Consider the following 26,817-nt stretch of genomic DNA (forward strand, 5'->3'; position numbering starts at 1 on the left):
AGAACCAGATACCCAGCGGTGCCATTGGTTTTTTCGCGAGCAGGCTCGCTCCCACAGGGTGATTTATTGTGTATGCAAAATCTCAGGCATGCTGCTTGCGGTACTCCCCCGGCGCAATGCCGAAGCGCGTTTTGAACGCTGTGGAAAAGTAGCTCGAATCGGAAAACCCCCACGAATATCCCAGCACCGACAGTTTCTGTTCCTTGCCCGATTGGCGCAGGGATTCGGCGCACAGGTCCAGGCGACGATTCTTGATGTAGCGCGCCACCACCAGGCCTTTCCTGGCAAACATCCGGTACAGGCCACGGGTGGACATGCCGACTTCCCGCGCCAGCCATTCCGGGCACAGCTCTTCGGAGCGAATATGCTGGTCGATGAAGCTCAGGGTCTTGCGGAAGGTGCGCTCGTGCAGATCCGTGCAATCGTCGGTCGGGCTGATCGCCGGACGCAGCAGGCTGACAATCGCCTCTAGAGTCGCTTCGCTTTCCTGCCGGCTCAGGTCTGGCTGACGTGTGGCATCGAGGACCAGGCGGTGCGAAAGCATGGCGATGGGCGATGTCGCGGCGATCCGGTGGCCGCACTTGACCTGGTTGAAGCGCAGAGTCTGCTCCACCAGTTGATACGGCAGGATCAGCGACAATTGCCGGGAGTTTTCGCTATAGGTGAAGTCACTGGGCCGCGAGGCATCGATCAGCGTGATGTCACCGGCCGACAGCAACACCCTGTCGTCACCCTGGGCCATGCCCGCCGTGCCATCGAGCTGGAACACCGCGAAGTACTTGCCGCCCTCGCCTGCCGCGACTTCCTGCGGCGTGCGGTACAGCCGCGCCTGGCAGACATCGACGAAGCTGAGCTTGAGCGCATCGCTGCGATATTCGCGGATCTGCCCGGCAAATCCCGCGCCCAGGGGTTGTGCGTTGAAGGCGCCACAGATCTGATTGATCTGATGGATCCACTGATCGAACCCATCCTGGCGCTGTGCGTTTGTAGAAATCATGGCAGGCCTCACGCAGGCTTATTTTTATTGTCTACGTCAATCCAACGGTTCTCCTGAACAGTAATTCTCCTGGTACGACTGCGGGTTATTTCAACCCGCCAAAGCGTCGATAAAAACTCTCGCCCACGTCCGGCAACGGTCCGTCTGCGGTTTCCAGTGCACTGTTCAGCCATTCCTCGGCCTTGGCGTAGATCAACCGGTAAATATTGCGGCATAACTGGCGGGCGGCTCGACCTTCCCAATCGCCGGGCAACAATTCGTCCGGCAGTTGCGGGTCGCGCAACAGCAGTTTGCGGTATTCGTGAATCAGCAAAATCCGCGCCAGGAAGCAATCGGCAGGCTGCAGGTTTTCCTGCTCGCGAAGCGCTTGCCAGAGCGGTCGGAACAATTGAATGAATTCGCTGTAATGGGTCGCCAGCTCCTCGATGTTCCAGCTTTCGCGCACTTGCAGACGCAGGGCCTTTGAGGCCAGTACGTCCTGGGCGGTGGTTTCGAAGACGATGGTTTCTTCCTGGGCGCCGAGATCGAGCAAGGTCGCGTTGACATCGGTACGGTCGCTGCGCGGGCAGGCCAGCACCATCGGCGAAATTGCACCAAAACCTTGCCACTCCAGTTCTTCGCGCACTTGCTTGCGCTTGTCCTGGTTCAACTGCGAGAGCATCACCAGGCACCAGGAACCATCCCAGGCCGGCATGCTGGTGCTGTAGACCCGCTTGAATGCCTTGTCGAAACGCCGGCGACCGGTGCCGGTCAGGCTGTAGTAACTGCGACGGCCGACTTTCTCGGCGGTCAGCCAGCCTTCCTTGGTGAGGCGGAAAATCGAGGTGCGGATCAGCCGCTCGTTGATGCCGATCGGTTCGAGCAATTGAATCAGGCTGCCGAGCCAGACCGTCCCGCCGTGGGGCTCGATGGCATCACCGTACAAGGTGATGATCAGGGAGCTGGCGCGGATCGGCGTCTGCTCCTGGAAACGTGTGATCAGATGGTTCAAGGGTGTCAGGGACGACATGGGCGTACCGGGCTAAAAAAAGAAAAGGAATATACCGAAACTCTGCCTGTTAATCGCATCCACCTGTAGGAGCGAGCCTGCTCGCGATGGACGATTGGGCACCGCTGGGTATCAGACAGCACGCGTCATCGTTGACGTCCATCGCGAGCAGGCTCGCTCCTACAGGGGATCGATGTTCACAGGGTATTGCCCTTGGGCCGCAAACCTCTGTCATTCATACGCGGCCGATCAATCTCCGGCTCGGTCAACGGCTCACAAACCTGCATCTGCGTGAGGCAACGCTTGGCCAGCTCCTGATACTCACGGGTGCCCGCCTGTTTCCACGCCACTTCCTGATCACTGAGGCTGCGTTTGACGCTGGCCGGCGCGCCCATGACCAGCGACTGCTCTGGGCATTCGAAACCTGCTTTTACGAAGGCTGCTGCAGAAACAAATGAACGCGGGCCGATGCGTGCGTTGTCCATCACCACGGCATTCATGCCCACCAGCGCATCGGCGCCGATGCGGCAACCGTGCAACACCGCGCCATGGCCGATGTGGCCGTTGCGTTCAACCACGGTGTCGCTGTCCGGAAAGCCGTGCATCACGCAGGTGTCCTGCAGGTTGGCGCCCTCCTCCAGCACGATCCGGCCGAAGTCACCGCGCAGGCTCGCCAATGGCCCCACATAGCAATGTGGACCGATGATCACGTCACCGATCAGGACGGCTGACGGATGCACATAAGCGGTGGGGTCGATCACCGGGGTCAGGCCATCGAGGCAGTAACAGGTCATGGGCAGGTTCCTTCACAAAGCGATGCCGATATTGACTCATTTTGTATCACATCGTTTTTATCATTACAAAGACAAAAAAGCGTATCACTTGATAGACGCGTTCCAAGGGGATCTTTTTCACGTACTTAAACTGTCATTCACGCCAGTAAAATCAGTACTCACAGCCTAAACACCCATCTCACGCAGCCTATCTCGAAAAATCCGAAACCGGACAATAGGACACATTAAATCGTTTTTTATGTTGATTTTACGTATCATGTTGTAGGTATACTCCGGCAAAACCGGCCCTGCGGCCGATCCAATAACAAGCCGGCATCACCGCCGAGCGTGCACCGTGAGGGCATCCGCCATGCCTCTAACCCTTGCCGTCGAGATGATCGAGTCTGGCGTGCGCCTGATTACCCTGCAGCGCCCGCAAGCGTTGAATGCCTTGAACACCCAATTGCTGGATGAACTGGCGGACGAATTGAGCGCCGCCCAAGCCGATCCCGACACCCGCGTCGTAGTCATCACCGGCAGCCGCAAGGCCTTCGCCGCCGGTGCCGACATCAAGGAAATGGCCGAACGCGACCTGGTCGGCATCCTCGATGACCCGCGTCAGGCTTCGTGGCAAGCGATCACCCGCTTCAGCAAACCGCTGATCGCCGCCGTCAACGGCTTCGCCCTGGGCGGTGGCTGCGAACTGGCGATGCACGCCGACATCATCATCGCCGGTGAAGACGCGCGCTTCGGCCAGCCGGAAATCAACCTCGGGATCATGCCCGGCGCCGGTGGCACCCAGCGCCTGTTGCGCGCCGTCGGCAAATCCATGGCCATGCAGATGGTCTTGACCGGCGAGCCGATCGATGCCCGCCAGGCGCAACGCGCCGGCCTGGTCAGCGAAGTCACACAACCGGAATTCACCGTCGAACGCGCCCTGCAGGTCGCCCGCAACATTGCCGCCAAGGCCCCGCTGGCGGTACGTCTGGCCAAGGAAGCGCTGCTCAAAGCCATGGACACCGACCTGGCCAGCGGCCTGCGTTTCGAGCGCCACGCCTTCACCGTGCTGGCCGGCACCCGCGACCGCAATGAAGGCATCGCGGCGTTTCAGGAAAAGCGTACGCCAACCTTCGTCGGCCAGTAATCCGGCTCCCGAACACCGAACTCGAACGACCTCTCAGAGAGCGCCAAGACCATGAACTTCGAACACATCCTGTTTTCCATCGAGGCCGGGGTCGCCCTGCTGAGCCTCAATCGCCCGGACCAGCTCAACAGCTTCAACACCCAAATGCATGGCGAAGTGAAGGAAGCGCTGAAACAGGTGCGCCAGAACCCGGACGTTCGCGTACTGCTGCTGACCGGTGAGGGCCGTGGCTTTTGCGCCGGGCAAGACCTCAGCGACCGCAATGTCGCGCCGGGCAGTGCCGTGCCGGATCTGGGTGAGTCCATCGAGAAGTTCTACAACCCGCTGATCCGCCAACTGCGCGACCTGCCGATGCCGGTGATTTGCGCGGTCAACGGCGTGGCGGCGGGTGCAGGCGCGAATATTCCGCTGGCTTGCGACCTGGTGCTGGCGGCGCGTTCGGCCAGCTTCATTCAGGCCTTCTGCAAGATCGGCCTGATCCCCGATTCCGGTGGCACCTGGACCCTGCCGCGTCTGGTCGGCATGGCCCGCGCCAAGGCTTTGGCCTTGCTCGGCAATCGCCTGACCGCTGAACAGGCCGAGCAATGGGGCCTGATCTATCGCTGCGTGGAAGATGCCGAACTGCGCGACGAAGCGCTGAAGCTCGCGCAACACCTGGCCACCCAACCGACCTACGGCCTGGCGCTGATCAAACGCAGCCTCAACGCCAGCATGAGCAACAGCTTCGACGAACAGCTGGAGCTGGAGCGCGACCTGCAACGCCTGGCCGGGCGCAGCGAGGATTACCGTGAAGGCGTCGGCGCCTTCATGGAAAAACGCACCCCAAGCTTCAAGGGACGCTGAGTCATGACCGCACTGAATATTTCTGCGCGCATTGCCGTGATTGGCGCCGGCGCCATGGGCGCTGGCATTGCCCAGGTCGCAGCACAGGCCGGGCATCCGGTGTTGCTGCTGGACAATCGCCCCGGCGCTGCTGCCCAGGCCATCGAGGGCATTGACCGGCAACTGGGCAAACGGGTCGAGAACGGCAAACTGTCCGCCGAGGCGCGCAGCGCAACGATTGCACGCCTGCAAGCCGTGGAAGCCATCGAAGCCCTGGCCGACTGCGAACTGATCATCGAAGCCATCGTCGAGAACCTCGAAGTCAAACGCGCGCTGTTCCGCCAGCTGGAAGGGATCTGCGGCGCGCAGTGCATTCTGGCGAGCAACACCTCGTCGCTGTCGATTACCAGCATCGCCGCGCAGCTGGATCGTCCACAACGCCTGCTCGGCCTGCACTTCTTCAACCCGGCGCCGGTCATGGCGCTGGTGGAAATCGTCTCGGGTCTGGCCAGCGATCCGGCATTGGCTGAATGCCTGTACGACACCGCCAAGGCCTGGGGCAAAAAACCGGTGCACACCCGCTCCACCCCCGGTTTTATCGTCAACCGCGTGGCCCGGCCGTTCTACGCCGAGAGCCTGCGCCTGTTGCAAGAAGGCGCCGCCGATTGCCCGACCCTGGATGCGCTGATGCGCGATGCCGGCGGTTTTGCCATGGGCGCCTTCGAGCTGACCGACCTGATCGGCCATGACGTCAACTATGCCGTGACCTGCTCGGTGTTCGACGCTTACTACCAGGACACTCGTTTCCAGCCGTCGCTGATTCAGAAAGAACTGGTGGACGGTGGGCGTCTGGGGCGCAAAAGCGGACAGGGTTTCTATTCTTACGCCCAAGGTGCCGAGCGTCCGCAAGCGGCTGAAACCAGCAGTACGGCGAATGTAGATGTTTGCGTTGCCGAAGGTGATTTGGGCATCGCCCAAGGCCTGCTTGGGCGCCTGCACGAGCAAGGCGTCGAAGTCCTTGAGCGTGATGGACGCGGTTTGCTGCGGGTCGGCGACGCGGTGCTGGCTTTGAGCGACGGACGCATGGCCTGTCAGCGGGCTCGGGAAGATGGACTGCGCAACCTGATTCTGCTGGATCTGGCGTTCGATTACGGCAAGGCCCAACGCATTGCCATCAGCTACGCGGCAGGCATTGATCCACTGGCCCTCGACCAAGGTATCGCCCTGCTGCAAAGGGTTGGACTCAAGGTCAGCCTGCTCAGCGACAGCCCGGCGCTCGCCGTACTGCGTACCGTGGCGATGCTTGCCAACGAAGCGGCGGACGCTCTGCTGCAAGGCGTGGCCTCGGCCGCCGACATCGATCTGGCGATGCGCGCCGGGGTCAATTACCCACAAGGCCCGCTGGCCTGGGCCGATGCCGTTGGCCTGCCACACATCCTCAATGTACTGGGCAACCTGCAAGCCGCTTACGGCGAAGAACGCTACCGGCCATCGCTGCTGTTGCGTCGCCGCGTGGCCGAAGGGAGAACTTTCCATGACTAATCACGAAGCGATGAACCTGGCCAGCGACTGCGCGCAAGCGTTGTTCCAGCGCGACACTGCCAGCCAGGCGATGGGCATGCGCCTGCTGTCTGCCGGCCCAGGCTGTGCCCGCGTCGGCATGACCGTGCGCGCCGACATGCTGCAGGGCCACGGCACCTGCCACGGCGGTTACCTGTTCGCCCTCGCCGACTCGGCGTTCGCCTTTGCCTGCAACAGTTACAACGAAGCCACCGTGGCCATCGGTTGCAGCATCGACTACATCGCCCCGGCGCGCCTGGGCGACACGCTGAATGCCGACTGCATCGAGCAAAGCCGCTCCGGCCGCACCGGCAACTACGACGTACGCATTGAAAACCAGCAGGGCCAGTTGATCGCCCTGTTCCACGGCAAATCCTACAAAGTGCGCGGCCCGGTGCTGACGCAGGAGACCCCGAATGAATGACGCCCTGATTATCGACGCGGTCCGCACCCCGATCGGCCGCTACGCCGGAGTATTGAGCGGCGTGCGCGCCGACGACCTCGGCGCGGTGCCGCTGCGTGAACTGCTGCGCCGTCACCCGAACGTGGACTGGAGCAGCGTTGACGATGTGATCTACGGCTGTGCCAACCAGGCCGGCGAAGACAACCGCAACGTTGCGCGCATGTCGGCGCTGTTGGCCGGATTACCGGTGAGCGTGCCGGGGACCACGCTCAATCGCCTGTGCGGTTCCGGGCTGGATGCGGTGGGCACGGCAGCGCGGGCGATTCGCAGCGGCGAGGCCGGGCTGATGCTGGTCGGCGGCGTGGAATCGATGTCCCGCGCGCCACTGGTGATGGGCAAGGCCGAGCAGGCGTTTTCCCGTCAGGCCGAGATTTTTGATACCACCATCGGCTGGCGCTTCGTCAATCCGCTGATGAAAAAAGCCTTCGGCATCGATTCCATGCCGGAAACTGCGGAGAACGTCGCTGAACAGTTCAACATTTCCCGCGCCGATCAGGACGCCTTCGCCCTGCGCAGTCAGCAACGCGCTGCGGCCGCCCAGGCCAACGGACGCCTGGCCAAGGAAATCGTCGCAGTGCAAATCCCGCAGCGCAAAGGCCCGGCCAAGGTCGTTGAGCACGATGAACACCCGCGCGGCGACACTACTCTTGAGCAGCTTGCCAAACTGGGCACGCCGTTCCGCGAAGGCGGCAGCATCACCGCCGGCAACGCTTCCGGCGTCAACGACGGTGCCTGCGCGCTGTTGCTCGCCAGCCCGGACGTCGCGAAACGTCATGGCCTGACCGCCCGTGGCCGCGTCGTGGCGATGGCCACTGCCGGCGTCGAGCCGCGAATCATGGGCATCGGCCCGGTGCCGGCCACCCGCAAGGTGCTGGAACTGGCCAACCTGAGCCTGGCGGACATGGACGTGATCGAACTCAACGAAGCCTTTGCCGCACAAGGCCTGGCGGTGTTGCGTGAACTGGGCTTGAGCGACACCGATCCACGGGTCAACCCCAACGGCGGCGCCATTGCCCTGGGCCATCCGCTGGGCATGAGCGGCGCACGACTGGTGACCACCGCCCTGCATGAGCTTGAGGAACGCAATGGCCGCTACGCCCTGTGCACCATGTGCATCGGCGTTGGCCAGGGGATCGCGCTGATCATCGAGCGTCTATCCCGTTAAAGAACCGCGATTCCCGAGGAGCCGAGAGGTATCCTTGGGTCATGCACTCAAAGCCCTTGCGCAAAAGGGCTGGAACACAAAAACAATTCGAGTGAAGTCATGAACATGCCAATTGCCCAATCCGTGCTTGATCCCGTGCTGGACCCGCTGGAGACCGCCAGCGTCGACGAGCTCCGTCAGCACCAGCTGGAACGCCTGCGCTGGAGCCTCAAACACGCTTACCAGAACGTGCCGTTGTACCGTCAGCGTTTCGATGCGCTGGGCGTGCACCCGGACGACATCAAGTCCCTCGACGACCTGGCGAAATTCCCGTTCACCACCAAGTCCGACCTGCGTGACAACTACCCCTACGGCATGTTTGCCGTACCGATGCACGACGTAGTGCGCCTGCATGCCTCCAGCGGCACCACCGGCAAACCGACCGTCGTCGGCTACACCCAGAACGACATCGATACCTGGGCCAACGTCGTGGCCCGTTCGATCCGCGCCGCTGGCGGCCGTCGTGGCGACAAGGTGCATATTTCCTATGGCTACGGCCTGTTCACCGGCGGTCTGGGCGCGCATTACGGCGCCGAACGCCTGGGTTGCACGGTGATCCCGATGTCCGGCGGCCAGACCGAAAAGCAAGTGCAACTGATCAAGGATTTCCAGCCGGACATCATCATGGTCACGCCGTCCTACATGCTCAACATCGCCGATGAAATCGAGCGCCAAGGCATCGACCCGCACAAACTGGCCCTGCGCCTGGGTATCTTCGGCGCCGAACCGTGGACCGCCGAACTGCGCAGCGCCATCGAGGCGCGCATGGGCATCACTGCCCTCGACATCTACGGCCTCTCGGAAATCATGGGCCCGGGCGTCGCCATGGAATGCGCCGAAACCAAGGACGGTCCGACCATCTGGGAAGACCACTTCTACCCGGAAATCATCGACCCGGTCACGGGCGAAGTGCTGCCGGACGGGCAGATGGGCGAACTGGTGTTCACCTCCCTGAGCAAAGAAGCCCTGCCGATGATCCGCTACCGCACCCGTGACCTGACGCGCCTGCTACCGGGCACCGCACGGCCGATGCGGCGCATCGACAAAATCACCGGACGCAGCGATGACATGCTGATCATTCGCGGGGTCAACGTGTTCCCGACGCAGATCGAGGAGCAAGTGCTGAAAGTCAAACAACTTGCCGAGTGCTATGAGATTCATCTGTATCGCAATGGCAACCTGGACAGCGTTGATGTGCATGTGGAGTTGAGGGCTGAGCATCAGCACCTGAGCGATGAACAGCAGAAGGCTGTTTGTGGCGAGTTGAGCAAACACATCAAGACGTATATCGGGATCAGTTCGCGGATCGTTTTGCAGCCTTTCCATTCGATCAAGCGGTCCGAGGGCAAGGCTTGCCACGTGGTGGATAAACGTCCGAAAGCATGACTGCTGCACCCCTTTGAGCCCCGCTGATGCGGGGTTTTTTTTGGGTTTTGCGCAGACCGTACCCTGTAGGAGCGAGCCTGCTCGCGATGGTCGTCAACGATGACGCTGGATGCCTGATACCCCGCAGCGATCTCAGGTTAATCGCGAGCAGGCTCGCTCCTACAGTGGATTGGGTGCACCTGCGAATATCAGGTCGGCTTTCAGGACGCCATCGCTGGCAAGCCAGCTCCCACAGGAAACGGTGTCTCCCCTGTAGGAGCGAGCCCTGCTCGCGATGGACGTCAATGATGACGCGGGGTGCCTGAATGAACGCATTGTCCGGGGATTTTTCGCGAGCAGGGCTCGCTCCTACAGGGGAACGTGCCCGCCGCAAACCCCGAAGCGATACAAAAAACAAATACGACACGTCATTTTATGTTTGATAATAATTTCTGTATCGCTTATAAAGTTCTCCATGCCCTCGAATAGCTTCAAGGCCGGAGACCCGAAATGTACGCACAGCTCGTAGAAACAGGCGTAAAGCGCATAAAAGACCTGTCGGAAATGTCCGAACAGGAACGCGCCTTCCAGGAAAAAATCGATTCAGAAATCAAGATCGAAGCCAAGAACTGGATGCCAGATGCCTACCGGCAAACCCTGATCCGGCAGATTTCCCAGCACGCCCACTCCGAAATCGTCGGCATGCTGCCCGAAGGCAACTGGGTCACCCGCGCGCCATCGCTCAAACGCAAACTGCAATTGATGGCCAAGATCCAGGACGAAGCCGGCCACGGCCTGTACCTGTACAGCGCCATGGAAACCCTGGGCGCCGACCGCGATGAAGAGATCGCCAAGCTGCACAGCGGCAAGGCCAAGTATTCGAGCATCTTCAATTACCCGACCCTGAACTGGGCCGACATGGGCGCGGTGGGCTGGCTGGTAGATGGTGCGGCAATCGTCAATCAGGTGGTGCTGCAGCGCACTTCCTACGGCCCGTACTCGCGGGCGATGGTGCGCATCTGCAAGGAAGAAAGCTTCCACCAGCGCCAGGGCTACGAAATCCTTTTGACCATGATGCGCCACGGTAATCAGGCGCAAAAAGACATGGTCCAGGACGCGATCAACCGCCTGTGGTGGCCGTCGCTGATGATGTTCGGCCCGAGCGACGAACACTCGCCGAACAGCGCGCAATCCATGGCCTGGAAGATCAAGCGCCAGAGCAACGACGAACTGCGCCAGCGCTTCATCGACCAGACCATCCCGCAGCTTGAGCTGCTGGGCTGCACCTGCCCCGATCCGGACCTGAAGTGGAACGCCGAAAGCGGCCATTACGACTTCGGCGAGATCCAGTGGAGCGAATTCTACGAAGTGCTCAAGGGCAACGGCCCGTGCAACCAGGAACGCGTTGCCACCCGCCGCAAGGCGATTGAAGACGGTGCCTGGGTCCGTGAAGCCGCCGTCGCCCACGCCCGCAAAAAACAAAACAAGAACGCCGCCTGATCCGGCCCAACAAACCCTGTGTAGGAGCTGTGGAGTGAATGTCATGTCCGAGTGGACCCTTTTTGAAGTCTTCGTGCGCAGCAAGCACGGCCTCAACCACAAGCACGTCGGCAGCGTGCATGCCGCCGACACCACCATGGCCATCGAGAACGCACGCGAGCTCTATACCCGTCGCAGCGAAGGCGTGAGCCTGTGGGTCGTGCCATCAAAGCTGATCACCGCCTCGTCGCCGGATGAAAAAGACCCGCTGTTCGATCCGTCGGACGACAAGGTTTACCGCCACGCCAGCTTCTACGAGCTGCCCGCCGAAGTCGGGCACATGTGAGGTCGACCATGGACAACAAGACTGATCTGATCGAATACCTGCTGCGCCTGGGCGACAGCGCCCTGATCCAGGGCCAGCGCCTGTGCCAATGGTGCGGCAAGGCCCCGGCACTGGAAGAAGAGCTGGCACTGATGAACGTCGGCCTCGACCTCGTCGGACAGGCGCGCAACTGGCTGGAATACGCCGCCGAACTGCTGGACGACGGCCGCGATGCCGATGCCCTGGCGTTCCGCCGCGATGAGCGCGCCTATCGCAATCTGCTGCTGGTGGAACAACCCAACGGCGACTACGCGGTGACCATCCTCAAGCAGTTCCTGTATGACGCCTGGCACCTGCAAGTTCTCAGCGGCCTGAGCCAGTCCAGCAATGAGCGCATCGCCGGAATCGCCGCCAAAGCGGTGAAAGAAGTCACCTATCACCTGCGCCGCTCCGGCGAGTGGGTCGAGCGTCTGGGCGACGGCACCGAGGAAAGCCACAAGCGCATGCTCGCGGCGATCCCCGAGGTCTGGCGCTTCACCGTCGAACTGACTAGCGCCGACGACAGCGAACAGCGCCTGTGCGCCGCTGGCATTACCCCGGACACCGCGCAAGTCGCCGCCGCCTGGCAAGCCAAGGTCAACCAAATTTTCGCCAGCGCCACCCTGCCCGTGCCCGCCGCGCCGAGCTATTTCTACCTGAATGCACGCAAAGGCCTGCACACCGAACACTTGGGAATTCTGCTGGCCGAAATGCAGTTCCTGCCACGAGCGTACCCCGATGCAACCTGGTGAGCTGATCGCCAGCGACGTCGGCGCCCGGCCGGCACAACCGTCGGACCTTGCCGCCGCGTGGGCGATCCTGGCCGAGGTCATGGACCCGGAAGTGCCGGTGGTCAGCGTCGTCGATCTGGGCATCGTCCGTGATCTCGACTGGCAGGCCGGCCACTTGCATGTGGTGGTGACGCCGACTTACTCCGGCTGCCCCGCCACCGAAGTGATCGAGGGCGATATCCGTGCCGCCCTGGAACACGCCGGCTTCAGCGCCCCACGCCTGGAGCGCAAGTTGACCCCGGCCTGGACCACCGACTGGATCACTGACAGCGGCCGCGAACGTCTGCGCGCCTACGGCATCGCGCCGCCCGAGGGCAGCACCAGCAAACGTAGCCTGCTCGGTGAAAGCCCAGTGATCGTCTGCCCGCAATGCGGCAGCGCCCACACCGAGGTGCTCAGCGAGTTCGGCTCCACCGCGTGCAAGGCGCTGTATCGCTGCGTCGATTGCCGGGAACCGTTCGACTATTTCAAGTGCATCTGAGCGGCGTCGGCCGTCCAGCTGGAGAACAAAAATGAGCAAATTTCACAGCCTGACCATCAAGGACGTGCGCACCGAGACCCGTGACGCGGTGTCCATCGCCTTCGAGATTCCGCAGGATCTGCAAGACAGTTTTCACTTCACCCAGGGCCAGCATCTGGTGATGCGCACGCAACTGGATGGCGAAGAAGTACGTCGCTCCTATTCGATCTGCACCGGGGTCAACGACGGTGAACTGCGCATCGCGGTCAAGCGCGTGGCGGGCGGGCGTTTTTCTGCGTTCGCCAACGAACAGCTCAAGGCTGGGCACCGCCTGGAAGTCATGCCGCCCGCCGGGCATTTCAGCGTTGAGCTCGACCCGACTCGCCATGGCAACTATCTGGCCGTCGCAGCCGGCAGCGGCATCACACCGATTCTGTCGATCATCAAGACCACCCTGGAAACCGAGCCGCACAGCCGCGTCACCCTGCTGTACGGCAACCGTTCCAGCTCCGGCGCGCTGTTTCGCGAGCAGCTGGAAGATCTGAAAAACCGCTACCTGCAACGCCTGAACCTGATCTTCGTGTTCAGCCGCGAGCAGCAGGATGTCGATCTGTACAACGGTCGGATCAACGCCGAGAAATGCGAACAGCTGTTCAGCCGCTGGCTCGATGTGAAAGCCCTCGACGCCGCCTTCATCTGCGGTCCGCAGGAAATGACCGAGACCGTGCGCGACAGCCTCAAGGCCAAGGGCATGGCGTCGGATCGCATTCACTTCGAACTGTTCGCCGCCGCTGGCAGCCAGCAAAAGCGCGAGGCCCGCGAGGCTGCCCGCCAGGTGGATGCCGCCGTCAGCCAGATCACCGTCATCAGCGACGGTCGTGCCCTGGCCTTCGACCTGCCGCGCAACAGCCAGAGCATCCTCGACGCCGGCAACGCCCAGGGCGCCGAACTGCCCTACTCGTGCAAGGCCGGCGTGTGCTCGACGTGCAAATGCAAAGTCATCGAAGGCGAAGTGGAAATGGACAGCAACCACGCCCTGGAAGACTACGAAGTGGCCGCCGGCTACGTGCTGTCGTGCCAGGCCTTCCCGATCAGCGACAAGGTTGTGCTGGATTTCGATCAGCTCTGAAACACCGCTTTCCCTGTAGGAGCGAGCACGCTCGCGATGGTCGTCAACGATAACGCTGGACACCTGACACCCCGCGGTGTTCCGGCCTTCATCGCGAGCAGGCTCGCTCCTACAGGTTGTCCTGCGACAACCTCATTATTTTGATTCCAGGAGCCAACATGTCCCACGCCCCTACCCTGCAAAGTTTCATCGCCGGCCGCTGGATCGGCCAGCAAGGCGCACAAATCCTGCGCAGCGCCATCGATGGCCATGAAATCGCGCGCACCCATGAGGAGCGCCCGGACTTCGCCGAAGCCATCGAACACGGTCGCCGCCAAGGCGTCAGCGGCCTGATGGCGCTGGACTTCCAGCAACGCGCCCAGCGCTTGAAAGCCCTGGCCATGTACCTGAGCGAGCGCAAGGAACAGCTCTACACAATTTCTCATCACAGCGGCGCGACCCGTGCCGACAGCTGGATCGACATCGAAGGCGGCAACAGCACGCTGTTCACCTACGCCAGCCTCGGCTCGCGGGAGCTGCCATCGGGCAACGTCGTCCACGAAGGCCCGGCGCTGCAACTGAGCAAAATGGGCACCTTCGCCGGCACCCACATCCTGGTGCCGCGCGGCGGCGTGGCGGTGCACATCAACGCCTTCAACTTCCCGATCTGGGGCATGCTGGAAAAATTCGCGCCGAGCTTTTTGGCGGGCATGCCATGCATCGTCAAACCGGCCAGCGCCACCAGCTACCTGACCGAAGCTGTGGTGCGCCTGATGGACGAATCCGGCCTGCTGCCAGCGGGCAGTCTGCAACTGATCATCGGCGGCACCGGTGACCTGCTCGATCGCCTGCAAGGCCAGGACGTAGTGACCTTCACCGGTTCCGCCAACACCGCGGCCAAGCTGCGGGTCAACCCGAACCTGATTCGCAACTCGGTGCCGTTCACCGCCGAAGCCGACTCGCTGAACTGCGCGATCCTCGCCCCGGACGTGACCCCGGACGATGAAGAGTTCGAGCTGTTCATCAAGGAAGTCGCCCGGGAAATGACCACCAAGGCCGGGCAGAAATGCACCGCCATCCGCCGCGCCATCGTCCCGGCCAAACACATCGATGCGGTAGCCACGCGCCTGCGTGATCGCCTGGCCAAAGTGGTGGTCGGCGACCCGTCGGTGGAAGGCGTGCGCATGGGTGCGCTGGCGTCCCACGATCAGCAAAAAGACGTGACCGAGCGTCTGGAAGCCCTGTTGCAGAGCAGCGACCTGCTGTTCGGCGCCCGTGACGGTTTCGAGCCGCGTGGCGAGAATGTCAGCCAGGGTGCGTTCTTCGCCCCGACCCTGTTGCAGGCCCGCGACCCGCACGCCGAAGGTGGCGCTCACGACATCGAAGCGTTCGGTCCGGTCAGCACCTTGATGGCGTACGACGATCTGGACGAAGCGCTGGCCCTGGCTGCACGCGGCAAGGGCAGCCTGGTTGCCAGTCTGGTGACCAAAGATCCGCAAATCGCCGCCAAAGCGATTCCGGTGGCCGCTGCATTGCACGGTCGTCTGCTGGTGCTGGATCGCAACTGCGCCGGCGAATCCACCGGCCACGGCTCGCCGCTGCCACAACTCAAGCACGGCGGCCCTGGTCGTGCCGGCGGCGGTGAAGAACTTGGCGGTCTGCGTGCGGTGAAGCACTACCTGCAACGTGCGGCGGTACAAGGTTCGCCGACCATGCTGGCAGCGGTCACCGGCGAATACGTGCGCGGCGCCAAGGTCATCGAAACCGAGGTGCATCCGTTCCGTCGCTTCTTCCAGGACCTGCAGATCGGCGAGTCGCTGCTGACCCACCGTCGCACCGTCACCGAAGCCGACCTGGTGAACTTCGGCTGCCTGTCCGGCGACCATTTCTACATGCACTTCGATGACATCGCGGCCAAGGAATCGCAATTCGGCAAGCGTATTGCCCACGGTTACTTCGTGCTGTCGGCTGCGGCGGGTCTGTTCGTATCGCCAGCCCCAGGCCCGGTGTTGGCCAACTACGGTCTGGACACTCTGCGCTTCATCAACCCGGTGGGCATCGGCGACACCATCCAGGCGCGCCTGACCTGCAAACGCAAGATCGACCAGGGCAAAAAGAGCCCCAAGGGATTCCGCAAGGTGTGGTGGCGTGGGATGTGGAAGTCACCAACCAGTTGGGTGAGCTGGTGGCCAGTTATGACATTTTGACCTTGGTAGTCAAACGCGAAGACTGATCAGGCCATCTAGTTGACCACAGTCCTGTGGTCAACCAACAACCACCTGTAGGAGCAAAGCTTGCTCGCGATCGCGGAGTGCCAGTCGACATCATCGTTGGCTGACACCCTGCTATCGCGAGCAAGCTTTGCTCCTACAGTTTTTTGGGTGGTCGCAATTGCTGTGTTCAACCGCCCATCCCTGTAGGAGTGAGCCTGCTCGCGATAGGGCCATTACATTCAGTGGAAGTGTTGGATGTGCTACCGCCATCGCGAGCAGGCTCACTCCTACCGTAGATCCTCGCCAAACCACCCAACCCACGCATTTCGCAGAAAAAACCATCGGCAATCAAAGAAATGTCTGACTGCTCACCCGTATCCATTTGGATACAGTCGCGCAATGAATTATCTTGTCCAGCAAACAGCGATCTTCTCCGCATGGCACACCTCAATCCGTGATTTGCGGGCAAGAGTTGCCATCGCTCGTCGCATTGAACGTGCTAGTGCGGGGAATTTGGGTGATATCAAGCCAGTAGGTGATGGAGTTTCCGAAATGCGCGTGGATGTGGGTGCCGGATACCGGATTTACTTCACCATGCGCAAGACTGTCGTCATTGTCTTGCTGGCCGGTGGCGACAAATCATCACAGAACGCCGATATCAAACGTGCAAAAAATTGGCAAAGGAGGTTTAACCATGATCCAGTCGTTGACGACTTTCGATATGGCAACGCTGCTCGACAGCGATGAGGCCATCAGCGAATACCTGTCCCAGGTGCTGGCGGATGGTGACAATGAGGAATTTCTTCGCGCCGTCGGGTACGTAGTAAAGGCTCGCGGCATGACACAGGTAGCCAAGGATTCCGGAATGGGTCGCGAAAGCCTGTACAAGGCCTTCGCTCCAGGCGCAAAACCACGTTTCAATACTGTTTTGAAAGTGATTCATGCGCTGGGTATTGATCTATATGCGCAGCCAGGCCATGTCATCAATCACTCGAACTCTTGAGTGAATCAACACCGCCATCGCGGGCAGGCTCACTCCGATAGGGGTTGTGGGTGATCCAAGCGTCAAATGGTGTAGGACATTTCTGTTTTTCCTAATCGTCGGCAATGCCCGATGTGCCTTACCTACCCTCCACCGCGATGTTTTGCGGATATCAATTGCACAGGTCCTAGGACATTTCTGGGCAAGGTCTTCGGACATTTCCTTCGAATTGCGGCGATCCGCGTGAACTGGTTTCAAAGGCGTTCCATCGATAGTCTTTGGCGGTCACTGAAGTTCAGTGATGGGGTGTAGGAACCTCCAGAATCTGAAAGCGCTATGGCGTCATTGCCTGGTTTGCGGCCGTTCAAATGCGTCCGTAAGATCAGCCGCGGTGGCCATGTACGGGCACGCTTCGGCGTGGTCGAGAGGTGCTCTCAGATCTCGATTTCCTACCCCGTACATGGCTGCCACCCTAGCCCGTAGGAAAGGCTTTTGGCAGCTCCAATTACTTTTGAGAGCTCAAAACCATGAATACCATTCACCCCGATCCACCCTACGAAAAACCAACCGCGTCCCCCGACAACCGCTTCATGGCATTGACCAGCAACTGCACCGAAATGCCCACCCTCTTCGTCGACACCCACGCACCGCTCGACATCCTGATGGACGCCGCCAACTACCAAATCCGCGCCGTCACCCAGGTACTGGAAAACCTGTCCATGCGCGGTTCGATCGAGTGCGAATCCTTCATCCTCAGCGACTTTGCCCTGCTCTGCGCCATCCCGTTGCGCGATGGCTGTGATGTGCTGGATGTGGTCGGGCGACGGTTGCGGGCGCAACTTCGCAAATAAGCCCCACACAAATTCCGTGATCGCAACCAATCCCGTAGGAGCGAGGCTTGCCCGCGAAGGCGGAGTGTCAGTCGCCATCAGTGCTAAATTTGCTGGACTCTTCGCGGGCAAGCCTCGCTCCTACGGGGGATGCGTACACGCTCAGATTTTTCAGTGCCCGCGCAACCACTCGATAAACAGCGCAAACAATTCCGACTGCGAACCCACCTCCAGTTTCAGATACAGATTCTTGCGGTGCATGCGCACGGTCTCCGGCGAGATGTTCATCTGGCTGGCCGTGGATTTCACCGAGTGCCCCCGGAGCACCATGTGCGCCACTTCCCGTTCGCGTTCGGTGAGCAGGTCGCTGCCGAAATGTTCGAAGGCGAACTGCACCCGCTGCTTGAGATCATCGCGCAGGCCTTGATCGCTACTGCACTGGATCTCGCTATTGCGCAGCATGCCCCGCCGGCTGAATTCGCTGACGAATTCGCGCACCAGCGGCTCGACGGCGCGCAGCAGATTCAGTTGGTCGACCCGCAGGCATTCACCGCCGAAGCCTTGATAGAGGCTGACGGAAATCTTCGTGTCATTGCCCGTATCGACGATGTAGTAGCTGTCTTCCGAACAACCCGCATTCAGGTAATAAGCCTTGTAATAGTCGCTGTCGAAGAAGTTGTCCGGCGCAATTTCTTCCAGGTGATAGAACCCTTGCGCCAAGCCCTGCTCCACCGCCAGGCAGAACGGGTCGAGCAGATAGCCACCGGAAAAATAGCGTTCCAGAATCGAGACCTGATACTCCTCCGCAATACCGCGCTGATGCAGCAACTGTGGCGCCCGGTCCTTGCGCTCAAGGCTGATCATCACCGACTCGATGGACACCAGCTGCCCCAAGGCTGACGCCAAATATTGCAGGGCGTCAGGCTCGTCGATATGGGCGAATGCCTCGCGCATTCCCCCATGCCATTTATGCAATGCCCCGAAGGGCATCGCGATCAGCGTTTCGTCGTTTGGTGTGCTCATGCCCCGCAGTCTAGCGGTTGAGCATCCCCTTGGTAAAAGCCTGACGGATGAAGTCATTGGCCGAAGTACTGGCCGCTCGCTTCAAGCTCGGCCGCCACTTCCAGGATGCATTCGCGCAGGATGTCGACGATCTCGTCGACCTGTGCATAAGTAAGAATCAGCGGTGGCGACATCACGTTGAGGTGCATGATCGGCCGCACCAGTAATCCCCTGGCCTGTGCGCGCACGTGGATTTTCTCGCCGATGTTGATCTCGTCGGCGAACAACGCTTTGGTGCGTTTGTCGGCGACGAATTCCACGCAGGCCATCAGTTTCAGACAGCGCACATCGCCCACCAGCGGCAATTCCCGCAGCGTGCCCAGACGCTGTTCCAGATAGCCGCCCACATCATCAACATGGGCCAGCAGATTTTCCCGCTCGATGATTTCAATGTTCTTCAGCGCCGCCGTGCAGCACACCGGATGGCCGCTGTAGGTGAAGCCGTGAGTAAAACAGCGGCCCTGGCCCGGTTCGGCGATGACTTTCCAGATGCGGTCCGAAAAGATGCACGCGCCCAGCGGCAGATAAGCCGAAGTCAGGCCTTTAGCGGTGGTGATGATGTCGGGCTGCACGTCGAACACATCTTTTGAAGCGAAGAACTTGCCCAGGCGCCCGAAGGATGTGACCACTTCGTCGGCGACGAACAGAATGTCGTAGCGCTGGCAGACTTCCCACATGCGCTTGAGGTAACCCTTGGGAGGAATGATCACCCCGCCAGAACCCATCACCGGCTCGGCGAAAAAGCCTGCGACCTTATCCACGCCAATCGACAGGATCTTGTCTTCGAACTCCTTGACCAGGAATTCGAGGAACTGCGCCTCATCCATACCGTCCGGTGCGCGGTACGGGTTGGGATTGGACACGTGGTGGATCAGCGGGTTGGCGTAATCGAACTCCGGCACCCGGTCGGCCGCCTTGTTGCCGATCGACATGGTCAGCGTGGTGGAGCCGTGATACGCGTTGAAACGGGCGATGACGTGCTTCTTTTCAGGCAGGCCGCGGCAGTTCTGATAGAACTGGATCAGGCGGTATGCGGTGTCCACGGCGGTGGAACCGCCGGTGGTCAGGAACACGTGGTCGAGGTCGCCAGGTGCCAGGCTGGCGAGCTTTTCACACAACTGGATGGCCACGTTGTTCGACATGTCGCAAAACGGGTTTGAATAGGCCAGTTGCCGCACCTGATCGGCGATTGCCAAGGCCATTTCCTCGCGGCCCAGGCCGATATTGGTGCACCACATACCGCCCACGGCATCGAGGAAACGATTGCCCCGGGTATCATAGATGTAGGTGCCTTCGCCTGCGACGATGTTCAGAGAGCCCTGTTCGGCGTGCTCGTCGAACATGTGGTAACCGTGCATGTGGTGAGCCTTGTCGGCCTTGACCAGTGCAGCCTCTTCAGCCGCCGTAAACGTTTTTTGAATTGGGGTAGCCATACAAAAACCTCAAACTGAATAATTGAACGATCAAATCCCGCTCTTCACCGTGCTCCAGACCCGCGTCATGGCGCGCATGTCTTTGGCGTCCTGGGTTTTCTGCGGGAACAGCCGTTGACGAATGTCTTCATCGGGATAAATCGCCGGGTTATTTCGCACGCTGGCATTGAGCAAAGGCGTGGCTGCCGCGTTGCTGTTGGCGTAATTGATGTAATCGCTCACATCGGCCATCACCTGCGGCTGCATCAGGTATTCAAGAAACTTGTGCGCGTTAGCCACATGCGGCGCGTCGGCCGGGATGTACATGTTGTCGAACCAGATCAACGACCCCTCCTTAGGAATGAAGTAGGCAAGGTTGATCTTCAGCTTGGCTTCTTCGGCGCGGGCCATGGCGGTCGCGTAGTCGCCGGACCAGGTCATGGCCATGCACACATCGCCATTGGGCAGGCTGGTCAGGTAATTGACCGAATCGAATTTGCGGATGTAAGGCCGAACCGACAACAGCAATTCCTGGGCGGCCTTGAGGTCCGCCGGCGCTGCACTTCTCGGGTCGCGACCGAGGTACTTCAGGGCCATGGGAATGACTTCGGTGGGCGCATCGAGCAGGGTCACGCCGCAGTCGGCAAACCTGGAGACGATCTTCGGATCGAAAATCATCGCCAGCGAACCGATCGGCGCGTCCGGCATGCGTGCCTTGATCTTGTCGACGTTATAGGTGACCCCGTTGCTGCCCCAGGTATAGGGCGCGGAGTACGTCGTACCCGGGTCAAACCCCTGCAAGTCGTGCAGGACTTTCGGGTCAAGATTGCTCCAGCCCGGTAGCAACTTTTTGTCCAACGGCTGGAACACCTTGGCCTGGATCAGGGGTGGTGCGAGGGAGGCGTTCAATACAATCAGGTCATAACCGGAGTGACCGGTCAGCAACTTCGCCTGCACCGTTTCATAGGCATCGAAGGTGTCGTAGATCACCTTGATGCCGGTGTCTTTCTCGAAATTCGCGAGGGTTTTTTCCCCGATGTAATCCGCCCAGTTGTAGAGCCGCAGCGTGTTGCTGTCGTCTACGTCGGCGGCGTGAGCGTTCATGGTCAGCGGGACAACAAACAGACTGGAAATCACCTTAAGCAGTGTCTTGCCCATAGCAAATGCACCTTATCAAGCGAGTTCGGCTCTGGATGAGCGGATGCACCTACTATTGGGCGATTCACCAGACGGCACCATACCCCGAATGGGTGTGTACGCCGGTTTGAGCCGCCACATGGCAAAAAGCATCAGGCTGGTTGACCCGTTTTGTCATAGATCCGGGGTTTACCTGCCGCTTAAAGTGGCCGCCAAACCGACTCGCAGGCGCCTTGCATGACCGACCTGATCAAACAAGAACAACGCGATGGCGTGCTGACGCTGACCATTGATCGTCCCGACAAGCTCAATGCGCTGACCAACGCCATGTACACGCGGCTGGCCGACCTGCTGTTCGCGGTCGACGAGGACGATGCGATCAGCGTAGTGATCCTGACCGGTGGCCCGAATTGCTTCACCAGCGGCAACGACCTGGTGGACTTTCTGGAGCAGCCGCCCACTCATCTGGACAGCCCTGCTTTTCGCCTGATGCGCGCCGTGACCCATCTTCAAAAACCGCTGATTGCCGCGGTGTGCGGTGCGGCCATCGGCATCGGCACCACCTTGCTGTTGCATTGCGATCAGGTGCTGGTCACCCGCAACGCCAAGTTGCGCATGCCTTTCGTTAACCTGGGCCTGTGCCCCGAGTTCGGCGCCAGCCTGCTATTGCCGCGCCTGCTCGGTCAGGCCCGCGCTGCGCGTCTGCTGTTGCTGGGCGAAGGCTTGAATGGCGGCGAGGCGGTGGCGTGGGGACTGGCCAACGAAGCATTCGACGACGGGGAGCAATGCCTGGATGCAGCGCACAAGATTGCCCAGCGCTTGCTGGCGTTGCCCCAGGAATCCTTGCGCCAATCCCGGCAGCTGATGAAGCAGGCCGGCATGGCCGAACTGCAAGCCACCCTGCGCGAAGAAAACTCGCTGTTTATCGAACGCCTGAACAGCACCGAGGCGAAAACAGCCTTGAACGCCCTGCTCAATCGCAGTACAGAAAAGAATCCACCGAAAGGAAACCAGCCATGAACACCCCGGAAATCTACGTAGTCAGCGCCGCCCGTACCGCAATCGGTTCCTTCGGCGGTTCGCTCAAGGACGTGCCCTTGGCCGACCTGGCGACCACAGCCGTCAAAGCCGCTCTGGATCGTGCCGCCGTGGACCCGGCGCTCGTCGGCCATTTGGTGATGGGCAGCGTGATCCCGACCGAATGCCGCGATGCCTACATCTCCCGTGTTGCCGCGATGAACGCCGGCATCCCGAAAGAAACCCCGGCCTACAACGTCAACCGCCTGTGCGGTTCTGGCCTGCAAGCGATCATCAGCGCGGCGCAGACGCTGCTGCTGGGCGATGCCGAAATCGCGATCGGCGCCGGTGCCGAATCCATGAGTCGTGGCCCGTACCTGCTGCCATCGGCTCGCTGGGGCGCGCGCATGGGCAATGTCCAGGCCGTCGACTACATGCTTGGCATCCTGCATGACCCGTTCCAGAACTTTCACATGGGCATCACCGCCGAGAACGTCGCCGAGCGCAACGGCATCACCCGCGAAATGCAGGACGCCCTGGCGTTCGAAGACCAGAAACGCGCGGCCCATGCGATTGCCAATGGCTATTTCAGCGAGCAAATCGCCACGGTCGAAATCCAGGATCGCAAAGGCACCAAACTGTTCAGCGTCGATGAACACCCTCGCGCCACTTCGCTGGAACAGCTGGCGCAAATGAAAGCGGCGTTCAAGAAAGACGGCACGGTCACCGCCGGCAACGCCTCTGGTCTTAACGACGGTGCGGCTGCCTTGGTCATGGCGACTGGTGCTGCGGTTCAGGGCAACAACTTGCGCCCGCTCGCTCGCCTGGTCAGCTACGCCCACGCCGGCCTCGAACCGGAGCTGATGGGCCTGGGTCCTGTCCCTGCCACGCGCATCGCTCTCAAGCGTGCCGGCCTGACCGTCGCTGACATGGACGTGATCGAAGCCAACGTCGCGTTCGCGGCGCAGGCTTGTGCGGTGAGCCAGGAGCTGGACCTTGATCCGGCCAAGGTGAACCCGAACGGTTCGGGTATTGCACTGGGTCACCCGGTGGGCGCGACCGGCGCGATCATTGCTACCAAGGCCATTCACGAACTGCATCGCACTAACGGCCGTTATGCGCTGGTGACCATGTGCATTGGTGGTGGTCAGGGGATCGCTGCGATTTTTGAGCGGACTTGATAGGTCCTGCCCTGTTGCATAGGGTGTATATCCGTTATTTAGGTGACGGCTGCTGATTGGAAACGCCTGTAGGAGCGATGCTTGCTCGCGAAAAACTCTGGACAACGCGTTCATTCAGACAGCACGCGTTATCGTTGACGTCCATCGCGAGCAAGCTTTGCTCCTACAGGCTTGTCCAAGTGCCCCCTTGTCATGTGAGCCCTGCCCCCGACATCAAACCTTCGGTCAGCAACGCCACCAGAGGTTGCACCAGATGCTGGGTACGCGGCTCATCGCCAATCACCGCAACTTCTGTGGACGGCAGTGTCGGCAGCTTTTCCGACGGTTCGATAATCCGCATGCCTTCCTGCAGGAACGAGGTGCCAAGGGCCGTCACCCCAAGCCCCGCAGCAACCGCGGCCTGAACCCCGCCAAGATTGCTGGCCAGGCACGCCGACGTCCATTCGCGCTGAACCGAAGCCAGCGCCTCGACCAAGATCGCGCGGTAAGCGCAGGGCGGTCGCATCAACACTAGGCGTAGCGGTCGCGCCGCTTCGATTTCAAAGTCCTTCGCCGCCATCCACACCAACGGCTCACGCCAGATAACCCGCCCCCGCTGCGCGGCGCCACTGATCTTGCGCTTGGCAATCACCACATCCAGAAGCCCGGCTTCATGATCGGCCAACAGGTCATGACTCAGGCCGGTGGTCAGCTCCAGTTCCAGGTCGGGATACAACTTGCTGAAACGCGACAGGAGCATGGGCAATTGCGTGGGACTAACAAGGCCGTAGAAATCGTCGAAAGCTTCTGGCGCGAGGGCTGGCAGGCACGCGACCCGCTAGCCGCAGCAAGGTTCGTCGCCGAAGACTTCGTCATCACCACAGGCGGCGTCGAAATCAAAGGCCGCGAGCAATTCATCGAATGGATCGGTGCCTTCCCACTTCCAGTTAGCCGCCATCGAAACCTTTCAAAACACCGAAGGCACCCGCGTGGCTTCGCGCTGGAAGCTTTGCGGCAAGAACAAGGGATTCGTGGGCGGACGCGCCTGCCTTACGCCCTTCGAAATGCTCGGCACAGCGGTCTGGGAAGTACGTCCCGATGGGCTGTTACAGCACAACTGGGTTAAGCGGTTTGTGAGTGCTGCACCCATCCAGTGACCATGACCTACCGGGATTCACACGGCGACGCCACACAAAAAGTTTACAACTTTATTCGGCGCATAAATGACTTTGATAATAACCCGACCTTTCAAAGCATCAACAACCTTGTTTCGGGCTTTTGCGATATCGGACAGTTTCTCTCCGGTACTGTCTAGCAAATCATTTACATACTTACCATTAATGTATATTTTTGTGGCGCTCACCGCTCCTACACGCGCTTTCGGCCACGCTGAAAAGTCAATATCCGAGTGCCCGAGACGCTCCCACATTTCCGAGCACACATGAGGCGCAAAGGGAAACAGTGCTTTTATGAAATCTTTGGCTACTCGCTCAAAAAAATACACTTTATTTTTTTCGGCTTCGTTGATGAACTCCATGAACGCAGCAATGGCAGTATTGAAATTCAACGAAACAAAAGATGAATCAATCTTGGAGAGCGTCTTACCCCAGAGCATTTCTATTCTTTCATTTGATACAACATCAGGCTTTTCTTGAAGTCCAGACCTGCCAGCGGCATCACCTATAAGACTTGAGACTCTATTTAAAAACCTCGCGCAACCTTTGATGCCCTTGATATCCCACTTTTTGTTTTGACCAAGGGGCCCCATGAACATCATGTAAATCCTGAACGTATCGACGCCATACTCCTTGATGAGTGTATCTGGCACAACGACATTCAAAAGTGATTTCGACATCTTGGTATTGAACACCTGCAACTTGTCATTCGTATTCTTTAACCAGTACCCCCCATCTCGAAGCTCTGCTTCGTCGACAGCGACTATCCTGCCGGATGCATCCTTGAACGCATCTGCGGTTACCAGCCCTTGGTTGTAGAGTTTTTTGAAAGGTTCGTCGCAACTCACCAAGCCGACATCAAACAACACCTTGTGCCAGAATCTTGCGTAAAGAAGGTGCATCGTTGCATGCGCAGCGCCACCTACGTAAAGATCAACCTGGTTCCAGTACTCGTTACTTTGCCTTGAAAAGGGTTCCGCCTGATTATGGGGATCCATAAATCGGAGGTAGTACCAGCATGATCCTGCCCATCCAGGCATGGTATCGGTGATGCGAAAAAGAGGATTGCCCGATGCATCTTCGCAATTCACCCACTCCTGAGCGCGCTGCAGAGGACTTGTCCCATCCAGGCCCGGAGAGAAGTTTTTCACGTGCGGCAATTCTATAGGGAGTTCGCTATACGCGGCTTTGACCACTTGGCCATCTGTATCGCGATACAGAGGGAAGGGCTCCCCCCAATACCTTTGTCTGGAAAACAGCCAGTCGCGCATTTTGTAACGCACGTTTTTGACAGCGGCACGGTTTAGTACAAGTTCATCAGTAACCTGCACACGCGCTTCTGCTCTGGACATACCGTTAATTGAACCGGAATTTTTAAGGTTCTGGTGCTGATCGAAAATGGAGACGTGCTTGATATCCAGGCGCTGGCAAAGTTCCAAGGCTTTCTGATCGTCGGCGGGAACTGACATGATGGCGTCTTCTTTTCCATCAATCGCCAGGTAATTCACAACATAGATTGGAACTTCCTCTCCAGTTAACGGATGGAGGGCAAACTGTTCAAGAAAAAACCATCTACACCGTTTTTTGGATCCAGCATCAACGAAATGCTGGATTGAACATAGCTGCCGGAGTTCCGTAACAGATTTTTTACATACAGATTGTCGTCAGAAAGAAAAATCGCATTAACGCCGTAAAGTGCTTCCGGTTCGCCAGTAAATACGGTCAATATCGTGTTGGATTTATCTAGCACCTTGAAATCGATGTCAACGCCTTCAGTGCGGCCAATCCATTCGCGTTGCATTTTTTTGACCGAGTCCGGCCAGTCCAATTTATCAAGGCCATCCAGCAATTTATCTGCGTATTGAGTAATTTTGACGACCCATTGCCTCAGTGGTTTTTTTATACAGATATGATCACCACGTTCAGACCGGCCATTGATGACCTCTTCATTCGCTAGTACTGTTTTAAGCTCCTCACACCACCAGACATTTTCTTCTTTTTCGAAGACGAGTCCCTGCTCATACAATTTCAGGAATAGAAACTGAGTCCACTTGAAGTATTTTTTATCAGAGGTGTCTATTTCTCGATCCCAATCGTAACTTAACCCCATCAGCATGAGTTGGCGTTTGAAATTCTCGCAATTTACCTTTGTTATCTCTGCCGGATGAACACCGGTTTTTATTGCATATTGTTCCGCAGGCAGACCAAAGGCGTCCCACCCCATAGGATGCAGGACATTGAAACCATCCATTCTTTTTTTCTGGCGATAATATCGGTTCCGATGTAACCGACCGCATGCCCTACATGCAGG

Annotated in this window: 26 protein-coding genes and 2 pseudogenes; 18 read left to right on the forward strand and 10 right to left on the reverse strand. The window is 59.5% G+C overall.

Annotated elements, in window-relative coordinates; all coding sequences use genetic code 11:
* Window positions 1-82: 82 nt before the first annotated feature.
* The 3 genes from feaR to paaY form a co-directional block, all read right to left on the reverse strand.
* Window positions 83-997, reverse strand: coding sequence for a transcriptional regulator FeaR (gene feaR / locus CES87_RS27255; protein WP_128608539.1), 915 nt, complete (start codon window positions 995-997; stop codon window positions 83-85).
* A gap of 85 nt (window positions 998-1,082) precedes the next feature.
* Window positions 1,083-2,006 (reverse strand): phenylacetic acid degradation operon negative regulatory protein PaaX, encoded by a 924-nt coding sequence (gene paaX / locus CES87_RS27260; RefSeq protein WP_128608540.1) that lies wholly within the window; start codon window positions 2,004-2,006, stop codon window positions 1,083-1,085.
* A gap of 176 nt (window positions 2,007-2,182) precedes the next feature.
* Window positions 2,183-2,779 carry a phenylacetic acid degradation protein PaaY gene (paaY, locus tag CES87_RS27265; protein WP_128608541.1) on the reverse strand — a complete coding sequence of 199 codons (597 nt, stop codon included), beginning with the start codon at window positions 2,777-2,779 and terminating at the stop codon, window positions 2,183-2,185.
* A gap of 349 nt (window positions 2,780-3,128) precedes the next feature.
* On the opposite strand from paaY, the gene paaF reads away from it, so the two are divergent.
* The 15 genes and pseudogenes from paaF (at window position 3,129) to CES87_RS27350 (ending at window position 17,564) form a co-directional block, all read left to right on the forward strand.
* Window positions 3,129-3,902 (forward strand): 2,3-dehydroadipyl-CoA hydratase PaaF, encoded by a 774-nt coding sequence (paaF, locus tag CES87_RS27270; RefSeq protein WP_128608542.1) that lies wholly within the window; start codon window positions 3,129-3,131, stop codon window positions 3,900-3,902.
* Window positions 3,903-3,953: 51 nt separating this feature from the next.
* The gene (gene paaG / locus CES87_RS27275; RefSeq protein ID WP_128608543.1) at window positions 3,954-4,745 is read left to right on the forward strand and encodes a 2-(1,2-epoxy-1,2-dihydrophenyl)acetyl-CoA isomerase PaaG; all 792 of its coding nucleotides are present in this window, start codon (window positions 3,954-3,956) and stop codon (window positions 4,743-4,745) included.
* Between the two features lie 3 nt (window positions 4,746-4,748).
* On the forward strand, window positions 4,749-6,266 hold the full coding sequence (gene paaH / locus CES87_RS27280) for a 3-hydroxyacyl-CoA dehydrogenase PaaH (RefSeq protein ID WP_128608544.1): 1,518 nt from the start codon (window positions 4,749-4,751) through the stop codon (window positions 6,264-6,266).
* Window positions 6,259-6,708 carry a hydroxyphenylacetyl-CoA thioesterase PaaI gene (gene paaI / locus CES87_RS27285; protein WP_128608545.1) on the forward strand — a complete coding sequence of 150 codons (450 nt, stop codon included), beginning with the start codon at window positions 6,259-6,261 and terminating at the stop codon, window positions 6,706-6,708. Before paaH ends, paaI begins: the two co-directional genes overlap by 8 nt.
* Window positions 6,701-7,912: a 3-oxoadipyl-CoA thiolase gene (pcaF, locus tag CES87_RS27290; RefSeq protein ID WP_128608546.1), complete on the forward strand. Its 1,212-nt coding sequence runs from the start codon at window positions 6,701-6,703 to the stop codon at window positions 7,910-7,912. Before paaI ends, pcaF begins: the two co-directional genes overlap by 8 nt.
* 99 nt (window positions 7,913-8,011) lie before the next feature.
* Window positions 8,012-9,337, forward strand: coding sequence for a phenylacetate--CoA ligase PaaK (paaK, locus tag CES87_RS27295; RefSeq protein ID WP_128608547.1), 1,326 nt, complete (start codon window positions 8,012-8,014; stop codon window positions 9,335-9,337).
* Between the two features lie 489 nt (window positions 9,338-9,826).
* A complete protein-coding gene (gene paaA, locus CES87_RS27305; protein ID WP_128608549.1) occupies window positions 9,827-10,816 on the forward strand; it encodes a 1,2-phenylacetyl-CoA epoxidase subunit PaaA in 990 nt (329 codons plus the stop codon).
* A 43-nt stretch (window positions 10,817-10,859) separates the two neighbouring features.
* Entirely contained in the window at window positions 10,860-11,141 is a 282-nt protein-coding gene (gene paaB, locus CES87_RS27310) for a 1,2-phenylacetyl-CoA epoxidase subunit PaaB (protein ID WP_020795551.1), read from the forward strand.
* 8 nt (window positions 11,142-11,149) lie between these two features.
* On the forward strand, window positions 11,150-11,911 hold the full coding sequence (gene paaC, locus CES87_RS27315; RefSeq protein ID WP_128608550.1) for a 1,2-phenylacetyl-CoA epoxidase subunit PaaC: 762 nt from the start codon (window positions 11,150-11,152) through the stop codon (window positions 11,909-11,911).
* Window positions 11,898-12,431: a 1,2-phenylacetyl-CoA epoxidase subunit PaaD gene (paaD, locus tag CES87_RS27320; RefSeq protein WP_128608551.1), complete on the forward strand. Its 534-nt coding sequence runs from the start codon at window positions 11,898-11,900 to the stop codon at window positions 12,429-12,431. Before paaC ends, paaD begins: the two co-directional genes overlap by 14 nt.
* A 31-nt stretch (window positions 12,432-12,462) precedes the next feature.
* Window positions 12,463-13,539 carry a 1,2-phenylacetyl-CoA epoxidase subunit PaaE gene (gene paaE, locus CES87_RS27325; RefSeq protein ID WP_128608552.1) on the forward strand — a complete coding sequence of 359 codons (1,077 nt, stop codon included), beginning with the start codon at window positions 12,463-12,465 and terminating at the stop codon, window positions 13,537-13,539.
* A gap of 158 nt (window positions 13,540-13,697) precedes the next feature.
* Window positions 13,698-15,751: pseudogene (gene paaZ / locus CES87_RS27330) on the forward strand (phenylacetic acid degradation bifunctional protein PaaZ).
* A gap of 379 nt (window positions 15,752-16,130) precedes the next feature.
* Window positions 16,131-16,478, forward strand: a complete 348-nt coding sequence (locus tag CES87_RS27340) for a type II toxin-antitoxin system RelE/ParE family toxin (RefSeq protein WP_128608554.1) — start codon at window positions 16,131-16,133, stop codon at window positions 16,476-16,478.
* On the forward strand, window positions 16,426-16,734 hold the full coding sequence (locus CES87_RS27345; protein WP_128608555.1) for an addiction module antidote protein: 309 nt from the start codon (window positions 16,426-16,428) through the stop codon (window positions 16,732-16,734). The genes CES87_RS27340 and CES87_RS27345 overlap by 53 nt, the downstream gene beginning before the upstream one ends.
* Before the next feature lie 506 nt (window positions 16,735-17,240).
* Complete coding sequence (locus CES87_RS27350; RefSeq protein WP_128608556.1) at window positions 17,241-17,564, forward strand: hypothetical protein; 324 nt, start codon at window positions 17,241-17,243, stop codon at window positions 17,562-17,564.
* 150 nt (window positions 17,565-17,714) lie between these two features.
* On the opposite strand, the gene CES87_RS27355 is transcribed toward CES87_RS27350, so the two are convergent.
* The 3 genes from CES87_RS27355 to CES87_RS27365 are packed head-to-tail and all read right to left on the reverse strand — an operon-like array spanning window position 17,715 to window position 21,175.
* On the reverse strand, window positions 17,715-18,623 hold the full coding sequence (locus tag CES87_RS27355) for a LuxR C-terminal-related transcriptional regulator (RefSeq protein WP_128608557.1): 909 nt from the start codon (window positions 18,621-18,623) through the stop codon (window positions 17,715-17,717).
* Window positions 18,620-20,038: an aminotransferase gene (locus CES87_RS27360; RefSeq protein ID WP_128608558.1), complete on the reverse strand. Its 1,419-nt coding sequence runs from the start codon at window positions 20,036-20,038 to the stop codon at window positions 18,620-18,622. The genes CES87_RS27355 and CES87_RS27360 overlap by 4 nt, the downstream gene beginning before the upstream one ends.
* Before the next feature lie 30 nt (window positions 20,039-20,068).
* Window positions 20,069-21,175 carry a polyamine ABC transporter substrate-binding protein gene (locus CES87_RS27365; protein WP_128608559.1) on the reverse strand — a complete coding sequence of 369 codons (1,107 nt, stop codon included), beginning with the start codon at window positions 21,173-21,175 and terminating at the stop codon, window positions 20,069-20,071.
* Between the two features lie 216 nt (window positions 21,176-21,391).
* Here CES87_RS27365 and CES87_RS27370 point away from each other — a divergent pair, with 216 nt between their 5' ends.
* Complete coding sequence (locus CES87_RS27370) at window positions 21,392-22,174, forward strand: enoyl-CoA hydratase-related protein (protein ID WP_128608560.1); 783 nt, start codon at window positions 21,392-21,394, stop codon at window positions 22,172-22,174.
* On the forward strand, window positions 22,171-23,352 hold the full coding sequence (locus tag CES87_RS27375; protein ID WP_128608561.1) for an acetyl-CoA C-acyltransferase family protein: 1,182 nt from the start codon (window positions 22,171-22,173) through the stop codon (window positions 23,350-23,352). The genes CES87_RS27370 and CES87_RS27375 overlap by 4 nt, the downstream gene beginning before the upstream one ends.
* Before the next feature lie 190 nt (window positions 23,353-23,542).
* Here the strand turns inward: CES87_RS27375 and CES87_RS27380 are convergent, their stop codons facing one another.
* The gene (locus tag CES87_RS27380; RefSeq protein WP_256591112.1) at window positions 23,543-24,091 is read right to left on the reverse strand and encodes a LysR substrate-binding domain-containing protein; all 549 of its coding nucleotides are present in this window, start codon (window positions 24,089-24,091) and stop codon (window positions 23,543-23,545) included.
* A 169-nt stretch (window positions 24,092-24,260) separates the two neighbouring features.
* Between CES87_RS27380 and CES87_RS33740 the strand changes: the two genes are divergently transcribed.
* Window positions 24,261-24,488 carry a hypothetical protein gene (locus CES87_RS33740; protein WP_256591113.1) on the forward strand — a complete coding sequence of 76 codons (228 nt, stop codon included), beginning with the start codon at window positions 24,261-24,263 and terminating at the stop codon, window positions 24,486-24,488.
* A gap of 17 nt (window positions 24,489-24,505) precedes the next feature.
* Here the strand turns inward: CES87_RS33740 and CES87_RS27390 are convergent, their stop codons facing one another.
* From CES87_RS27390 to CES87_RS34640, 3 genes and pseudogenes are all read right to left on the reverse strand, one after another.
* Window positions 24,506-26,119 carry a class I tRNA ligase family protein gene (locus CES87_RS27390; protein WP_322784203.1) on the reverse strand — a complete coding sequence of 538 codons (1,614 nt, stop codon included), beginning with the start codon at window positions 26,117-26,119 and terminating at the stop codon, window positions 24,506-24,508.
* Window positions 26,041-26,307 carry a hypothetical protein gene (locus CES87_RS34635; protein WP_371858272.1) on the reverse strand — a complete coding sequence of 89 codons (267 nt, stop codon included), beginning with the start codon at window positions 26,305-26,307 and terminating at the stop codon, window positions 26,041-26,043. Before CES87_RS34635 ends, CES87_RS27390 begins: the two co-directional genes overlap by 79 nt.
* Window positions 26,299-26,760: pseudogene (locus CES87_RS34640) on the reverse strand (class I tRNA ligase family protein); the annotation flags it as partial. The gene CES87_RS34635 and the pseudogene CES87_RS34640, both read right to left, overlap by 9 nt.
* Between the last annotated feature and the right edge of the window lie 57 nt (window positions 26,761-26,817).

Source organism: Pseudomonas sp. ERMR1:02 (genome assembly GCF_002277815.1).
GTDB lineage: Bacteria > Pseudomonadota > Gammaproteobacteria > Pseudomonadales > Pseudomonadaceae > Aquipseudomonas.

Bases quoted from the DNA above. Each gene is read 5' to 3' on its own strand.
- feaR (WP_128608539.1), bottom strand. From the start codon at position 997: ATGATTTCTACAAACGCACAGCGCCAGGATGGGTTCGATCAGTGGATC.
- paaX (WP_128608540.1), bottom strand. From the start codon at position 2,006: ATGTCGTCCCTGACACCCTTGAACCATCTGATCACACGTTTCCAGGAG.
- paaY (WP_128608541.1), bottom strand. From the start codon at position 2,779: ATGACCTGTTACTGCCTCGATGGCCTGACCCCGGTGATCGACCCCACC.
- paaF (WP_128608542.1), top strand. From the start codon at position 3,129: ATGCCTCTAACCCTTGCCGTCGAGATGATCGAGTCTGGCGTGCGCCTG.
- paaG (WP_128608543.1), top strand. From the start codon at position 3,954: ATGAACTTCGAACACATCCTGTTTTCCATCGAGGCCGGGGTCGCCCTG.
- paaH (WP_128608544.1), top strand. From the start codon at position 4,749: ATGACCGCACTGAATATTTCTGCGCGCATTGCCGTGATTGGCGCCGGC.
- paaI (WP_128608545.1), top strand. From the start codon at position 6,259: ATGACTAATCACGAAGCGATGAACCTGGCCAGCGACTGCGCGCAAGCG.
- pcaF (WP_128608546.1), top strand. From the start codon at position 6,701: ATGAATGACGCCCTGATTATCGACGCGGTCCGCACCCCGATCGGCCGC.
- paaK (WP_128608547.1), top strand. From the start codon at position 8,012: ATGAACATGCCAATTGCCCAATCCGTGCTTGATCCCGTGCTGGACCCG.
- paaA (WP_128608549.1), top strand. From the start codon at position 9,827: ATGTACGCACAGCTCGTAGAAACAGGCGTAAAGCGCATAAAAGACCTG.
- paaB (WP_020795551.1), top strand. From the start codon at position 10,860: ATGTCCGAGTGGACCCTTTTTGAAGTCTTCGTGCGCAGCAAGCACGGC.
- paaC (WP_128608550.1), top strand. From the start codon at position 11,150: ATGGACAACAAGACTGATCTGATCGAATACCTGCTGCGCCTGGGCGAC.
- paaD (WP_128608551.1), top strand. From the start codon at position 11,898: ATGCAACCTGGTGAGCTGATCGCCAGCGACGTCGGCGCCCGGCCGGCA.
- paaE (WP_128608552.1), top strand. From the start codon at position 12,463: ATGAGCAAATTTCACAGCCTGACCATCAAGGACGTGCGCACCGAGACC.
- CES87_RS27340 (WP_128608554.1), top strand. From the start codon at position 16,131: ATGAATTATCTTGTCCAGCAAACAGCGATCTTCTCCGCATGGCACACC.
- CES87_RS27345 (WP_128608555.1), top strand. From the start codon at position 16,426: ATGATCCAGTCGTTGACGACTTTCGATATGGCAACGCTGCTCGACAGC.
- CES87_RS27350 (WP_128608556.1), top strand. From the start codon at position 17,241: ATGAATACCATTCACCCCGATCCACCCTACGAAAAACCAACCGCGTCC.
- CES87_RS27355 (WP_128608557.1), bottom strand. From the start codon at position 18,623: ATGACTTCATCCGTCAGGCTTTTACCAAGGGGATGCTCAACCGCTAGA.
- CES87_RS27360 (WP_128608558.1), bottom strand. From the start codon at position 20,038: ATGGCTACCCCAATTCAAAAAACGTTTACGGCGGCTGAAGAGGCTGCA.
- CES87_RS27365 (WP_128608559.1), bottom strand. From the start codon at position 21,175: ATGGGCAAGACACTGCTTAAGGTGATTTCCAGTCTGTTTGTTGTCCCG.
- CES87_RS27370 (WP_128608560.1), top strand. From the start codon at position 21,392: ATGACCGACCTGATCAAACAAGAACAACGCGATGGCGTGCTGACGCTG.
- CES87_RS27375 (WP_128608561.1), top strand. From the start codon at position 22,171: ATGAACACCCCGGAAATCTACGTAGTCAGCGCCGCCCGTACCGCAATC.
- CES87_RS27380 (WP_256591112.1), bottom strand. From the start codon at position 24,091: ATGCTCCTGTCGCGTTTCAGCAAGTTGTATCCCGACCTGGAACTGGAG.
- CES87_RS34635 (WP_371858272.1), bottom strand. From the start codon at position 26,307: ATGCAACGCGAATGGATTGGCCGCACTGAAGGCGTTGACATCGATTTC.